At 65.4% G+C, this 14,165-nt stretch carries 15 protein-coding genes; 7 read left to right on the forward strand and 8 right to left on the reverse strand.

Annotated features, from left to right (window positions below):
• Window positions 1-103: 103 nt before the first annotated feature.
• The 4 genes from BRADO_RS00535 (at window position 104) to BRADO_RS00550 (ending at window position 2,725) form a co-directional block, all read left to right on the forward strand.
• On the forward strand, window positions 104-1,183 hold the full coding sequence (locus tag BRADO_RS00535; RefSeq protein WP_011923378.1) for a sn-glycerol-3-phosphate import ATP-binding protein UgpC: 1,080 nt from the start codon (window positions 104-106) through the stop codon (window positions 1,181-1,183).
• A 134-nt stretch (window positions 1,184-1,317) separates the two neighbouring features.
• Window positions 1,318-1,743, forward strand: a complete 426-nt coding sequence (locus BRADO_RS00540; protein ID WP_006613108.1) for an Hsp20 family protein — start codon at window positions 1,318-1,320, stop codon at window positions 1,741-1,743.
• A 58-nt stretch (window positions 1,744-1,801) separates the two neighbouring features.
• Window positions 1,802-2,065: a DUF1150 domain-containing protein gene (locus tag BRADO_RS00545; RefSeq protein WP_008962745.1), complete on the forward strand. Its 264-nt coding sequence runs from the start codon at window positions 1,802-1,804 to the stop codon at window positions 2,063-2,065.
• 150 nt (window positions 2,066-2,215) lie between these two features.
• Entirely contained in the window at window positions 2,216-2,725 is a 510-nt protein-coding gene (locus tag BRADO_RS00550) for a GNAT family N-acetyltransferase (protein WP_011923379.1), read from the forward strand.
• A gap of 17 nt (window positions 2,726-2,742) precedes the next feature.
• On the opposite strand, the gene ptsN is transcribed toward BRADO_RS00550, so the two are convergent.
• The 7 genes from ptsN to BRADO_RS00585 form a co-directional block, all read right to left on the reverse strand.
• Window positions 2,743-3,204, reverse strand: coding sequence for a PTS IIA-like nitrogen regulatory protein PtsN (ptsN, locus tag BRADO_RS00555; RefSeq protein WP_011923380.1), 462 nt, complete (start codon window positions 3,202-3,204; stop codon window positions 2,743-2,745).
• 330 nt (window positions 3,205-3,534) lie between these two features.
• Window positions 3,535-4,137 carry a ribosome hibernation-promoting factor, HPF/YfiA family gene (hpf, locus tag BRADO_RS00560; RefSeq protein WP_011923381.1) on the reverse strand — a complete coding sequence of 201 codons (603 nt, stop codon included), beginning with the start codon at window positions 4,135-4,137 and terminating at the stop codon, window positions 3,535-3,537.
• Between the two features lie 90 nt (window positions 4,138-4,227).
• The gene (rpoN, locus tag BRADO_RS00565; RefSeq protein WP_011923382.1) at window positions 4,228-5,868 is read right to left on the reverse strand and encodes an RNA polymerase factor sigma-54; all 1,641 of its coding nucleotides are present in this window, start codon (window positions 5,866-5,868) and stop codon (window positions 4,228-4,230) included.
• A 211-nt stretch (window positions 5,869-6,079) separates the two neighbouring features.
• On the reverse strand, window positions 6,080-7,129 hold the full coding sequence (gene lptB, locus BRADO_RS00570; RefSeq protein ID WP_011923383.1) for an LPS export ABC transporter ATP-binding protein: 1,050 nt from the start codon (window positions 7,127-7,129) through the stop codon (window positions 6,080-6,082).
• A gap of 363 nt (window positions 7,130-7,492) precedes the next feature.
• Window positions 7,493-8,191 (reverse strand): LptA/OstA family protein, encoded by a 699-nt coding sequence (locus BRADO_RS00575; RefSeq protein WP_011923384.1) that lies wholly within the window; start codon window positions 8,189-8,191, stop codon window positions 7,493-7,495.
• Window positions 8,192-8,195: 4 nt separating this feature from the next.
• Window positions 8,196-8,906: an LPS export ABC transporter periplasmic protein LptC gene (lptC, locus tag BRADO_RS00580; RefSeq protein WP_011923385.1), complete on the reverse strand. Its 711-nt coding sequence runs from the start codon at window positions 8,904-8,906 to the stop codon at window positions 8,196-8,198.
• Between the two features lie 158 nt (window positions 8,907-9,064).
• The gene (locus BRADO_RS00585) at window positions 9,065-9,679 is read right to left on the reverse strand and encodes a ribonuclease D (RefSeq protein ID WP_011923386.1); all 615 of its coding nucleotides are present in this window, start codon (window positions 9,677-9,679) and stop codon (window positions 9,065-9,067) included.
• 492 nt (window positions 9,680-10,171) lie between these two features.
• Here BRADO_RS00585 and BRADO_RS00590 point away from each other — a divergent pair, with 492 nt between their 5' ends.
• The 3 genes from BRADO_RS00590 (at window position 10,172) to BRADO_RS00600 (ending at window position 13,080) form a co-directional block, all read left to right on the forward strand.
• Entirely contained in the window at window positions 10,172-11,143 is a 972-nt protein-coding gene (locus BRADO_RS00590; RefSeq protein WP_011923387.1) for a TRAP transporter substrate-binding protein, read from the forward strand.
• A gap of 108 nt (window positions 11,144-11,251) precedes the next feature.
• The gene (locus BRADO_RS00595) at window positions 11,252-11,797 is read left to right on the forward strand and encodes a TRAP transporter small permease (protein WP_011923388.1); all 546 of its coding nucleotides are present in this window, start codon (window positions 11,252-11,254) and stop codon (window positions 11,795-11,797) included.
• Complete coding sequence (locus tag BRADO_RS00600) at window positions 11,788-13,080, forward strand: TRAP transporter large permease (protein WP_011923389.1); 1,293 nt, start codon at window positions 11,788-11,790, stop codon at window positions 13,078-13,080. Before BRADO_RS00595 ends, BRADO_RS00600 begins: the two co-directional genes overlap by 10 nt.
• A gap of 317 nt (window positions 13,081-13,397) precedes the next feature.
• On the opposite strand, the gene BRADO_RS00605 is transcribed toward BRADO_RS00600, so the two are convergent.
• On the reverse strand, window positions 13,398-14,162 hold the full coding sequence (locus BRADO_RS00605; RefSeq protein ID WP_011923390.1) for an ABC transporter substrate-binding protein: 765 nt from the start codon (window positions 14,160-14,162) through the stop codon (window positions 13,398-13,400).
• Window positions 14,163-14,165: the final 3 nt, after the last annotated feature.

A 14,165-nucleotide genomic window follows, 5' to 3' on the forward strand; every position in this document is an offset into this window, starting at 1 on the left:
AGTAGCGAATGGCGAGGTGCGACGAGGATCGCGCTGCCGCCTGAACTTCCGCGCTGTTCTCCCCTATTCGCCACTCCCTCTTCGCCATTCGCTAGGTAACCCCATGGCCAACGTCACCCTCCGCAACGTCCGCAAGATCTATCCCGGCGGCTTCGAGGCCATCAAAGGCATCGACGTCGAGGTCGGCGACGGGCAGTTCTGCGTGCTGGTCGGCCCCTCCGGCTGCGGCAAATCCACGCTGCTGCGGATGGTGGCGGGACTGGAGACGATCTCATCAGGCGAGATCGACATCGGCGGCCGCGTCGTGAACGCGATCGAGCCGGCCGACCGCGACATCGCGATGGTGTTCCAAAACTACGCGCTCTACCCGCATATGAGCGTGTACAACAACATGGCCTACGGCCTGCGCAACCGCGGCGTCCCGGAGGCCGAGATCAAGACCCGCGTCGAGGACGCCGCCCGCATCCTCGAGCTCGGCGCCATGCTGCAGCGGAAGCCGCGTCAGCTCTCCGGCGGCCAGCGCCAGCGCGTGGCGATGGGCCGCGCCATCGTGCGTCAGCCGAAAGTGTTCCTGTTCGACGAGCCACTGTCCAACCTCGACGCCAAGCTGCGCATCGCGATGCGCGTCGAGATCCGCAAGCTGCAGCGCCGTCTCAACACAACGGCGATCTACGTCACCCACGACCAGCTCGAGGCGATGACGCTCGCCGACATCCTCGTGGTGATGAATGGTGGTCAGGTCGAGCAGATCGGCAATCCGCTGGAGATCTATCAGAAGCCGGCGACCACCTTCGTCGCCTCCTTCATCGGCGCGCCGCCGATGAACCTGATGGCGGTCGACGGCGTGCGCGCGCAGATCCACGGCGGCGATGCCATCGCGGCCAATGCGGGCCAGCTCGGCATCCGTCCCGAGGATTTCGAACTCGGCGACACGGTTCCAGCGGGCGGGATCGGGCTCGACCTCCGCGTCGACGCGATCGAGCATGTCGGGGCCGAGACCTATGTCTACGGCTCCCGCCAGGACGTGGGCCACAATGACAGCCTCACGGCCACGGCGAACGACGTGATCGTGCGGCTGCCGGGCACCACGGCGCCTGCGATCGGAACCCGGATCCGAGCCGTGGCGCAGCGCGCCAAGCTGCATCTGTTTTCGGCCGACGGAAAGCTGCGGCTGACCATTTAAGCCCTTCCACAGACGTCCGTTCTGCCACTTCCGGGGGTGCTTGAACGCGCGCCCGTTCGTGCCCATATTGCTGCTCAAGGGATGCCAACAGGGTCCCGAAACGTCAAAGTCGCTTCGAGAGGACTTTGTAAACCATGTCTCGTGTTCCTTCGCTCTCCAGTCCGTTTCTGCTGGGCTTCGACGAGATCGAGCGCGTGCTCGACCGCGTCGTCAAAGGTGCCGACGGTTATCCGCCATACAATATCGAGCGGTTCGAGCGCACCAATGGCCAGCCCGAGCGGCTCCGGATCACGCTGGCGGTGGCGGGTTTCACCCGTGACCAACTCGATGTCACCATTGAGGAAAACCAGCTCGTCATCCGCGGCCGGCAGCAGGACGACAAGACCCGGCAATACATTCATCGCGGCATCGCCGCGCGCCACTTCCAGCGCACCTTCGTGCTGGCGGAGGGAATGCATGTGCTTGGTGCGGACCTGAAGAACGGGTTGTTGTCGGTCGATCTGGCCAGGCCCGAGCCTGAGCGGATCGTTAAGACAATCGCTATCAATGAACACGAATAATGGTTTGATGGAACGAGTAGCGGACTCGACCGCTTGAGTCTCAGAAGGAGTCGAGACCATGACTGAGGGTAATGTTGCGTCTGAATCCGGCGTCTCCCTGGAGTCGCTGGCCACCTTGGGCGAGGGTCACATCGCCTATGTGAAGCAGATCCGCTCCGAAGACGTGCCGGGCCTGTTTCCGCAAGCGCCGCGCATCGCGCCGGGCCTGAAGCTGTTCGCGCTGCATGCCGCCGACGGCACGCCGATCATGCTGACGGACAGCCGTGAAGCGGCGATCGCCAATGCGTGGAGCCATGAGCTTCAGGCCGTGAGCGTGCACTGAACCAAGCCGGAGAGCCGCGTCTTCAGCGACGGCTCCTTGCGAGACTCATTCTTGCGACATCAGGCGGCTGATGCACTGATACGAGGGCGGCTCCCGACCAGGGAGCGGCCCTTTTTTCTCGCCCGACCACGCGGCACATGACGGTGCTGAATGACGGTGCTGATCACTCCGACGACCGCGACCGAGCTGCGGTCGAATGCCTCACTCGCCGCCGGCCTGCTCGCGCTCAACAACGCCCATGCCGCCGAGCTGTCCTGGCTCACACCCGAATCGCTCCTGCACCTGCTGACTCAATCCTGGCGCAGCTGGCGGATCGGCACCGCCGATGCGCTGCTGATCGCGCTGGACGAGACCGCGGACTACGACAATCCCAATCACCGCTGGTTCCGCGCGCGTTACGACCGCTTCGTCTATGTCGACCGCATCGTCGTGGCCGAGGACGCGCGCGGCCGCGGGCTGGCGCGGCGCCTCTATGAGGAACTGATTCGAGAGGTGACTGCGGCGGGCCACGATCGCGTCGTCTGCGAGGTGAATCTCGATCCGCCCAACCCGCAGTCGGACGCGTTCCATGCCGCGCTCGGCTTCACGACGCTCGGAACCGCAAGCATCCACGACGGCGCCAAGACGGTGCGCTACATCGGCCGATCAGTGCGGAGTTAGAACAGCCGGAGAGGGCCTCAGGCCGCGGACGCCGGTGGCAGGGCTAGCACCGAATAGATCGCCTGGGCATCGCGCGAGGCGCGCAGCTTCTTGGCGACGTCCTGGTCGCGCAGCAGGCGGGCGATGCGCGCCAGTGCCTTCAGATGATCGGCGCCGGCACCCTCGGGGGCGAGCAGCAGGAACACCAGGTCGACCGGCTGGCCGTCCATCGCCTCGAAATCGATCGGCCGCTCCAGCCTGGCGAACAGGCCGAACAGCTTCTCCAGCTTCGGCAGCTTGCCATGAGGAATCGCGACGCCGTAGCCGACCGCCGTGGTGCCGAGCTTCTCCCGCTGCAGCAGGACCTCGAACACGCTGCGCTCGTTCTGGCCGGTCAGCGCGGCCGCGCGGGCCGCCAGCTCCTGAAGCGCCTGCTTCTTACTGATGACCTTCAAAGCCGGCAGGATCGCCTCGGGTGCGACCAGATCGGTAATCGGCATAGGGCGTTCCGAGGTGATTGAACCGTCAGTGTGCGAAATAGGTCGGGACAGACCGGCGTCAAGAAGTTGAGGCGGCAGGCGGGCTTACCCCGTGTCCGATGCGAGGGGCTTCTACCCCAACGCAACGTCGGTGCCAACTCCCGCAAGCGTGTTCCCGCCGCCTATCCTTAAGATCGCCGAGCGTGGCGGCCTGAAGGCGCCAACGCCCGAACCCTGCGCATGGCACCCTATCGCAGCCGTGGCGTGAGGTCGCAAGCGCATGGTCAAGCACCTGACGCGGAACCGATTTTCCGCGTCGCGACCGGAACCCCGGTGCCGCCGTCCGTACGACTACGGCTTGACCGCCGGCGGATCGACCCAACCGATATTGCCGTCGGCGCGGCGATAGATGATGTTCACGCGCCCGCTGGAGCCGTGCTGAAAAACCATGCAGGGTGCACCGGAAAGATCGAGCTCCAGCACCGCTTCGGAGACCGACAGCCGCTTCAGCGCGGTGGTGTTCTCGGCAATGATCACGGGATTGTAGCCGGTGATCTCCTCGTCGCCCTCGGCCGGCGCCTCGATGACGTAGCTCGGCGCGTCGAGAACGGCCCCCTCGAGACCGGCAAGCGCGGCATTGGCGGCGTGAGATTTGCGCGCCGAGCGGTCCTTCAGCCGGCTCTTGTAGCGGCGCAGCCGCTTCTCGATCATCAGCAGCGCCTGGTCGGCGCTCGCATAGGCGTCCGGCGCGTTCGATTCGGCTTCGAGCGTGATCCCCGAATCAAGGTGCAGTGCGCAATCGGTCTTGAACCCGAAGCCGTCCTTGGACAGCGTGACGTGACCGGAATAATTGCCGTCGAAATATTTGCGCAGCACCTCGTCGGTGCGCTCGCTGACGCGGCCGCGCAGCGCTTCGCTGACGCTGATGCTTTTTCCGGAAATCCGCAGGGTCATGTGTCGCCTCGATTCATGTGAACCGAGTATGACACTAAGCCTATTTGGTTAAGGCGCAATCGCGGGGCACGGTCAAACTGACCGTAGCGGTCAAACTGACGCGGTATCCCGGGTGCGGTCGGCGCTGGCAGGCGACGACAGGGCATGGGCCAGCATGCTCTGCTTATCGCGGCGGCGCTGGACCGACGACGGAATCCGCATCGCCTCCCGGTATTTCGCGACCGTGCGGCGGGCGATGTCGATGCCGGCAGCGCGCAGCTTCTCGACGATGGTATCGTCGGAGAGAATTGCGGAGGGATCTTCCGCATCGATCAGTTGCTTGATGTGATGCCGCACTGCTTCGGCTGAATGCGCCTCGCCGCCATCGGCCGAGGCGATCGAAGCGGTGAAGAAATATTTCAGCTCGAAGGTTCCGCGATTGGTCGCCATGTATTTGTTGGCGGTGACGCGCGACACCGTCGATTCGTGCATCTGGATCGCATCCGCAACGGCCTTCAGGTTCAAGGGCCGGAGATGTGCGACGCCATGAGTGAAGAAGCCGTCCTGCTGCCGCACGATCTCGGTCGCGACCTTCAGGATCGTGCGCGCGCGCTGGTCGAGCGCGCGCACCAGCCACGTCGCGTTCTGCAGGCAATCGGTGAAGTAGGATTTGTCGCCGTCCTTGCGGATCGTCTTCGACAGCTCGGAGTAATAGACCTGGTTCACCAGGACGCGCGGCAGCGTGTCGCTGTTGAGCTCGACCAGCCAGCCGCCATCCGGGCCCGGACGCACATAGACGTCGGGCACCATGGTCTGCGTGCGCGTGGTGCCGAATTTGAGGCCGGGCTTCGGATCGAGCCTGCGGATCTCGCCGATCATGTCGACGAGGTCCTCGTCGTCGACGCCGCACAGCCTGCGAAGTGCGGCGAAATCGCGCTTCGCCAACAAGTCGAGGTGCTCGATCAGAGCCTGCATCGCCGGATCGTAGCGATCGAGCTCGCGCAGCTGGATCGCAAGACACTCACTCAGATTGCGCGCGCAGATGCCGGGCGGATCGAAGGTCTGCAGCACGCCGAGCACCGCATCGACATCGGCCTGCTCGGCGCCGAGACGGTCGGCGGCCTGGCCGAGATCGACCGGCAGATAGCCGGCCTCGTCGACGAGATCGATCAGGTACTGGCCGATCATGCGATCGGCCGGCGAGACGAAGGCGACCGCGGCCTGCTCGGCGAGATGATCCGACAGCGTGGTTTCCGCCGCGACGAAGGCTTCGAGGTTGTAGTCTTCGTCGCCGGAGGCGCCGCCGCCCCATTCCGTGTAGGTGGTCGGCGCGGCGTCCTGCGCATTGCGCGCCGCGGCCTCCGCCGGCTCCTCGGAGAACACGTTGTCGAGCCCGGTATCGAGCGTCTGTTCGATCTCCGTGCGCGAGCCGAGATCGCGGCTCATCCAGTCCTCGGGCGCGCTCTCGTAACTCTCGCCGCCGCTGCTGCCCGCGCCATCGCCAAAATCATCGCCGCTGGCTTCGCCGCCTTCGGAGAACTCGCCGCGCTCGGCCATCTGCTGCTCGCCGGCGACCGGCGCTTCCGGGCCATCGTTCGCGCGCTCGAGCAGCGGATTGCGCTCGAGCTCTTCTTCGACGAACGTGGAGAGGTCGAGGTTGGACAGCTGCAGCAGCTTGATCGCCTGCATCAGCTGCGGCGTCATCACCAGCGACTGTGACTGGCGGAATTCTAGTCTCTGCGTCAACGCCATGGGAGCAAGAACATTCCCTTACTGGTCCAATTCTTGCTTATCCTAATCTGCGGACGATGTACACGGCTTGACGAATAAGAAAAACGGAGTATGGCGCGCTGCGGAAGACGAGATTACCGCCCGCGCAAGGTGCGCGCGAACCGCTTGAAACGCAGACTTTTGGTCTGATGTCGCACAGGCGACAAAGCCGGCGGATACCGCGTCCGCAATCCTACAGCCTGAATTCCTCACCGAGATACAGCCGGCGCACGTCGGGATCGGCGACGATCTCCTCAGGGCTGCCTTCAGTGAGAATCTGTCCGGCATAGACGATGTAGGCGCGGTCGGTGAGCCCCAGCGTCTCGCGGACGTTATGATCGGTGATGAGCACGCCGATGCCGCGATTGGTGAGATGGCGCACCAGCTGCTGAATGTCGCCGACCGCGATCGGATCGATGCCGGCGAACGGCTCGTCGAGCAGCATGTAGTTCGGCCGCGTCGCCAGCGCGCGCGCGATCTCGACGCGGCGGCGCTCGCCGCCGGACAGCGCGATCGACGGCGACTTGCGCAACCGCGTGATGGTGAATTCCTCCAGCAGCGCGTCGAGCTCGCGCTCGCGCTTCTTGCGCGAGGGCTCGACCACCTCGAGCACGGCCCGGATGTTCTGCTCGACCGTGAGGCCGCGGAAGATCGAGGCCTCCTGCGGCAGATAGCCGATGCCGAGCCGGGCGCGCTGATACATCGGCAGCCGCGTGACGTCGTGGCCGTCGAGCTCGATCGCGCCGCGATCGGCCTTGATCAGCCCGGTGATCATGTAGAACACGGTGGTCTTGCCGGCGCCGTTCGGCCCGAGCAAACCGACCGCCTCGCCGCGCCGGACATAGATCGAGACGCCGCGCACGACCTGTCGACTACCGAAGCTCTTCTCGATCGAATGAACGGCGAGGAAGCCGGGACGGCGCAACAGCTGCGGGCCAGCACCGGCACCATTGCTCCTGGGCTTGGCCGGCATCGGCTGCGAGGCCGGGCGCTTGCGCTGGATCTGCTCGGTGTTTTGCGGCGACCGCGGATTGATGCGCGGCGCCGGCTGCTGCTCGCCGCGCGCAGACTCGTTGCGGACGGACTCGCTGCGGACGGACTCGGCGAGGGCGGCGAGCGGATCGTCGCTCATGGAGCCGGCGAATGGATCGTCAATGGCCGTGATGTCGTCGCGCCGTCGCGCCGAGCCGCGCTGTCCGCGCTTGGCGGGACGCCCACGAAACATGCCGAGTAGATCCACCATCCCCGCTTCGCTTACGCCCTTCGAAGCTGCCCGTCACCGACCGCAGCGCTGGCTCGCCCGCTCACCGCGAGCGAACGCATCTCGCCTGTCTTGCGCGCCAACCGGAAGCGCAAGACCGGCCAAAGCGCGGCGGACCGCGCTCCGGAGTTGTCGTCTGACGGCGAGGTCGCGGTCGCAACTGAAGGTCGCGATCGATCGCAAAATCGCAATCGGCGCTCCTCGTGTCGCATCCTTCGCCCCCCGAGGCAACGTCATCGGCTGCCCGGCGGCGCGGCCCTGCGACAAGGACGGCCAGCCCGCTAGATAGAGGCAGGTGCGGCGCGGTTCAACTGGAGCCGCAAGCCTTTTACTAAATAGTTGAGTTCACTTTGGTTTGTTGGCGCCCAGCGACAGCGGCGCGCCGACCGAGACCGGCGAACCGGTGCCGCCGGGCGATGATCCGCAGCCGCCATTGCCGCCCGAGCCCGACCCGGCCTGCGGCAGCAGCACCTGCACGCCGCGCCCGCCGTCCGACTCGACCCGCGACACGCCGGTGGTCATGTCGACGGTCAGGCGGTCGCCGCGCATCACGTTCTTGCACTGGGTCAGCACCACGCCGCCCTGCATCGTGATCATGTTGGTCTTGGTGTCGTAGACCGCGGTCTCGCCGGTCACGACCTGGTCCTTCTGCGTCACCTTGACGTCGCCGCGCGCCTCGAGCCGCCGGATCGCCGAGCTGCCGTCCGGCCCCGGCGTCGCGGCCGGCGTGGCCTTGGTCGCCTTCGCGCCGCCCTGCTGGGCGCCGCCATCATAGAACACCACCAGCGACTTCGAGGTCATGGTGGTGTCGCCCTGCACGACCTTCACGTTGCCGGTGAAGGTCGCCTCCTTCTTCTTGTCGCGCATCTCCAGCGAGGCCGCCTCGATCTGGATTGGCTGGTCGCGGTTCTGCGAGAAGCCCTGCAGCGCATTCGGCACGCCGGTGGTCGCGCTCTGCGCCTGAAGCGAATCGGCGAACGCGACCAGCGCCAGCGCGGCAAAACCGGCAGCGCGACAGAGCGCGGGAACGAAACGGTATGTCATCGGATCACTTCACGTTGCGGGCCGAACGGCCCGGATCGGCGCTCGCCGTGGTGGCGGGAGCGGCCGGAGCGGCATTCATGTTGTCGAGATTCATCACCACATTGCCCTCGAAGCGGATCACTTCGCCATTGTCGGTGATGCGCAGGCGATCGGCCGACAGCGTGCCGTTGGTGAGCTTCACATCGACCCGCTCGTCCGAACTGACGGTGCCCTTGGCCATGTCGACCGAGGCCCGGCTGAGCCGCGCCTCGTAGCCGGTCGAGGTCGTCAGCAGGATGTCCTTCTTGAGCTCGAGCTGTTGCTGCTTGGTATCGAACAGGCCGGTCGCGGCCTTCAAGGTCACCGTCGACTGATCCTCCATCAGCACCTTGGCGCGGAGGATGTTGAGCTCGACGTGATCCGGATCGGTGAGGTCCTGCACGGCGCTGTGGGCGACGAGATCGTAGGGCCGCTGATCCGGCGTGAAGCCGGTCAGATGCGGCGTCTCCATCGTGATCTTTCTGCCGGAGATCACGACATTGCCGGTCAGATTGCCGGTGTCGACCGCGACACGGAAATCGTTGAAGAAGGCGACGTAGATAACGACTGTCATGGCGACGCCCACGACGGCCGGCACCGCGATGCGCAGCGCGCGCACGAAGCGGCTATGGCGCGCCGCGACGGCGAAGCGCGCCTGCAGACTGGGATCATAGGCGGGGTTCTGGACCGAGTTCACCAGGGCTCCGACGGGCACGGGACATGCGCGAAACAGCGCTCATCCTATCACGGCCGTGCCGGCCATTGCAGCCCGGAACTGCCGCGAAATCGCGACGCAGAAGCCGTTCAATCATTAAGAGAGATTAATGATCCTGAACGCGCCCGGCCGTCGCACCCTCACGAATGCGCAAAGATGTCGTCGGCCTCGAATCCGCCCAAATCGAGCGTCGCGCGATGCGGCAGGAAGGCGAAGCAGGCCTGCGCCAGCGCCAGCCGGCCTTCGCGCGCCAGCATCACGTCGAGCTTCTCGCGGAGCGCATGCAGATGCAGAACGTCGGAGGCCGCATAGGCCAGCTGCGGCTCACTCAGGCTATCGGCGCCCCAGTCGCTCGACTGCTGCTGCTTGGACAGATCGATGTTGAGCAGCTCGCGGACGAGATCCTTCAGTCCGTGGCGGTCGGTATAGGTGCGTGCCAGCCGCGACGCGATCTTGGTGCAATAGACCGGTTGCGGCATCACCCCGAAAGTATGAAACAGCGTCGCGACGTCGAAGCGCGCGAAGTGGAAGATCTTGGTGATGGCGGTATTGCCGAGTAGCGTCTTCAAATTCGGCGCGTCGGTGTGCCCCTTGGGGATCTGCACCACATCGGCCGAGCCGTCGCCGGGCGACAGCTGCACCACGCACAGCCGGTCGCGGTGCGGATTGAGCCCCATCGTCTCGGTGTCGATCGCGACCGACGAGGTGTAGCGGGAGAGATCGGGCAGGTCGCCCCGATGCAGGCGAACGGTCATGGCGGTCAAAACCTCGGTCGAAGCGATGTCGAACGCGACGGGCCGGGGCGACGTCGCAGGAAACGGCCAGCAAGCGGCCAGGAACCGGCTTTAGCCCGGCGCTGGTAACCATCCGGCAAACACGCCGGTCCTCAGGATCACCCGATGGGAATGCCAGCCGCGCCGCCCGGACGCAAGGGCCGGCCTGGGCCGGCAGCCGATCCAGGGCGGCGCCCCGCCCGGCCCGGCCATCTCGGCGCGCCCTGAGAGCGTGGTCCTCCGCCGGAAGACTGCGGCAGCGCGTCGCCCCGCTTTCGTGCGTCGCGCAAATCTTTTCCAGGCGATCGATGCTACTCTAGCATTGATCGATGCCGCCTTTGGCTTTGACAGACAATGCAGCCCACCCTAGGCACGAGGCTGGCGCTTGATCTCGCGGCATTTGCGGTGGAGCGACCCAAGTCGGCCCGCAGACTCTGCTCAACGACGACAAAATCACACCAGGAGGAAGCTCAGATGAAGACAATCACAGGTATCATTGCAGCCGCCGTGCTGGCGGTCACGTCGCCGCTGGCGATGGCGCGGGATTTCCGCTCCGCCGACGTGCACCCCGCCGACTATCCGACCGTCGAAGCCGTCAAGTTCATGGGCAAGCAGCTCGCGGCCGCGAGCGGCGGCAAGCTCGGCGTCAAGGTGTTCCCGAACGGCGCCCTGGGCTCGGAAAAGGACACGATCGAGCAGCTCAAGATCGGCGCGCTCGACATGATGCGGATCAACTCGTCCCCGCTCAACAATTTCGTGCCCGAGACCGTCGCGCTGTGCCTGCCTTTCGTGTTCCGCGACACGCAGCACATGCGCACCGTCCTGGACGGCCCGATCGGCGACGAGATCCTGGCCGCCATGGAGCCAGCCGGCCTGATCGGCCTCGCCTACTATGACAGCGGCGCGCGTTCGATCTACACCGTCAAGGCGCCGGTCAAGTCGCTGGCCGACCTCAAGGGCCTGAAGATCCGCGTGCAGCAGTCCGACCTTTGGGTCGGCATGATCCAGAGCCTCGGCGCCAACCCGACGCCGATGCCCTACGGCGAGGTCTACACCGCGCTCAAGACCGGCCTCGTCGACGCCGCCGAGAACAACTGGCCGTCCTATGAATCCTCGCGCCATTTCGAGGCCGCCAAGTTCTACAACATCACCGAGCACTCGCTCGCTCCGGAAGTCCTCGTGATGTCCAAGAAGGTCTGGGACACCCTGAGCAAGGACGACCAGGCGATGATCCGCAAGGCGGCCAAGGAGTCGGTGCCGGTCATGCGCAAGCTCTGGGACGAGCGCGAAGAGGCCTCCCGCAAGGCCGTCGAGGCCGCCGGCGTCCAGGTCATCACGGTCGCCAACAAGCAGGAATTCGTCGACGCGATGAAGCCGGTCTACCAGAAGTTCGCCGGCGACGAGAAGCTCTCGAGCCTCGTCAAGCGCATCCAGGACACGAAGTAAGCGCCACGAAGTAAGCTCCACCAAGTCACAGCACCAACTCAAAACGACGACGGCCGGCTCCGGCGTCGCCACCAGGCGACGCCGGATGACCGCAGGGGAGGGACGGGAATGACAGATCCACATGTCGGAGATCACGAGCATGGGGAGGGACGCCCATCAAGCGGCCCGCTGACACGGATCAACGCCGTGGTCGCGCGCCTGGGCATGTATCTGTCCGTCGCCGGCCTGCTCGTCATCGTCACGATCGTGTTCTACCAGGTGTTCGGCCGCTATGTGCTCAATTCCAGCCCGACCTGGACCGAGAACCTGGCGCTGGTCCTGATCCTCTATGTCACCCTGATCGGAGGCGCCGTCGGCGTCCGCGACGCCGGACATATCGGTATGGATAGTCTCCTGGTGATGCTGCCCGACAGCACGCGCGAGAAGATCGAGCTGGTGATTCACGTGCTTGTCGCCTTGTTCGGGGTCGCCATGGCCTACAATGGCTGGATCCTCGGCGCCTCCGTCGGCACGGTGAAGATCCCCAATCTCGGCCTGCCCGAAGTCGTCCGCTACATCCCGCTGATCGCCTCCGGCATCCTGATCGTCTCCTTCTCAATCGAGCACATCATCGCCCTGCTGCGCGGTGAAGAGGTCGTCCCGTCATGGAACTGATCATTCTCGGCGCCACCTTCTTCGGCTTCCTGATCCTCGGCGTCCCCGTCGCATTCGCGATCGGCCTCTCCGCCATCTGCACCATTCTCTATGAAGGTCTGCCGGTCGCGGTGATCTTCCAGCAGATGATGTCCGGGATGAACATCTTCTCGTTCCTGGCGATCCCGTTCTTCGTCTTCAGCGGCGAGCTGATGCTGCATGGCGGCGTCGCCGACAAGATCGTGCAGCTCGCCAAGAATCTGGTCGGCCACATCCGCGGCGGCTTGGGCATGTCGAACGTCGTGGCCTGCACCTTGTTCGGCGGCGTCTCCGGCTCCCCGGTCGCCGACGTCTCGGCGATGGGCGCGGTGATGATCCCGATGATGAAGAAGGAAGGGTTCGACACCGACTACGCCGTCAACGTCACCACCCATGCCTCGCTGGTCGGCGCGCTGATGCCGACCAGCCACAACATGATCATCTATGCGCTCGCCGCCGGCGGCAAGGTGTCGATCGGCGCGCTGATCGCCGCAGGCCTGCTGCCGGCGCTGGTGCTGATGGTCTGCATGCTCGTCGCCGCCTACGCGGTCGCAGTGAAGCGCGGCTACCCGGCCGGCAAGTTTCCCGGCTGGGCGGAAGTAGCTCGCTCGTTCGCGGCGGCGCTGCCCGGCCTGCTGATCGTCGGCATCATCCTGGCGGGCATCCTCTCCGGCGTCTTCACCGCCACCGAATCCGCCGCCGTCGCGGTGACCTACACGATCGTGCTGACGTTCTTCATCTACCGCACCATGACGCTGAAGAACTTCCTGCGGGCCGCCGCCAAGGCGGTGAAGACCACCGGTGTGGTGCTACTGCTGATAGGCGTCTCGACGATGTTCCAGTATCTGATGGGACTCTACGAGGTGGCGGATTTCGCCGGCGACCTGATGAGCAAGGTCTCGTCGCAGCCCTGGATGATCTTCCTGCTGATCAACATCATCCTGTTCCTGCTCGGCACCTTCATGGACATGGCGGCGACGATCCTGATCTGCACCCCGATCTTCCTGCCGATCGCGATGAAGGCCGGCATGGACCCCGTGCAGTTCGGCATGCTGATGCTGATCAACTGCGCGCTCGGCCTCAACACCCCGCCGGTCGGCACCACCCAGTTCGTCGGCTGCGCCATCGGCGGCATCTCGGTCGGCGCGGTCATGCGCACCATCCTGCCGTTCTACGCCGCCCTGATCGCCGCCCTGATGTTCGTGACCTACGTCCCGGCGTTCTCGCTGTGGCTGCCGCGATTGCTGATGGGGTACAAGGGATGACCGACAGCGTTCGCCATCCTTGGCCGCAAGCTTCGTCGGCGAACCGTACCTGAGATGCCCGGCTGATAGCCTCGTCCACGGCTGTCGTCCCGGACAAGCCCACCGACGCAACGCGTCGGTGGGCGCTGATCCCGGACCCATAACCACCGGCCGTCGTGAGGCGCGCGGTACTGGCCGCGTGCCCATTCCAGAGATCACGCGGTATGGGTCCCGGCGTTCGCCGGGACGACACCGGTGGGTGTGGCGCCAGCCTCGCGCCAAGCAGAATCGCCAGGCATTCTTCGACCAGAGGCGCGCCGCAAGAGCGACACTCACACCTACTTCGGCTCCTGCAAGGTCACGCCATAGCGGGCGTAGATGCGCTCGACGGTGCCGTCGGCGCGCAGGCGGGCCAGCGCGGTCTCCATGGCCTCGCGCAGCGCGTCGTCCGGGCGGACCATGCCGATGGCCACGTTCCAGTTCAGGCTTGGCTCGCTGTCGTCGAGGGCAATGATCCGGAGCGTCTTGTCCGGATGGGTCTGGTTGTAATAGGCGGCATTGGCCGGCGTCACCGCGGCGGCAGCGATCTCGTGATTGGCCAGCGCATCGAGGCTGTCGATCTCGAAGCCGAAGGTCGATATCGGCACATGGCGCTGGCTGATCAGCATCGCCGCGATCGATCCGACCTGAACCCCGACCTTCGTCGTCTGGTCGAGGCCGGAAATGGACGTGAGCCTGCTATCCTGCGGCACCGCCAGCGCCACGCCCGTGTGATAGTAGGGCTTGGTCGTCTTCAGCCGAATTTCCCCCAGCGCCTCGGGATCGGCGATGACGTCCATGACGAGGTCGCAGCCGGCCGCGCGCATCTGGAACATGGTGATGATCCAGTCGAGCCGAAGCGACACGCCGAGCTCGCGCGCCAGCGCCTGCCCCATCTCAACCTGGAAGCCCGGCGGGTCGCCGGCCTTGCTGGCGAAGGGCAGCGAATTGGGATGGGCGCACAGCCCGATCTGGCCGAGCGAACGGATCGCGTCGAGCGAGCGCGCTTCGGCTGAACCGATCAGGACGCTGATGGCGGCGAGCAGCGCGAGCAGTCGTGTCATGTC

Origin of the sequence: Bradyrhizobium sp. ORS 278, assembly GCF_000026145.1 — a bacterium.
GTDB lineage: Bacteria > Pseudomonadota > Alphaproteobacteria > Rhizobiales > Xanthobacteraceae > Bradyrhizobium.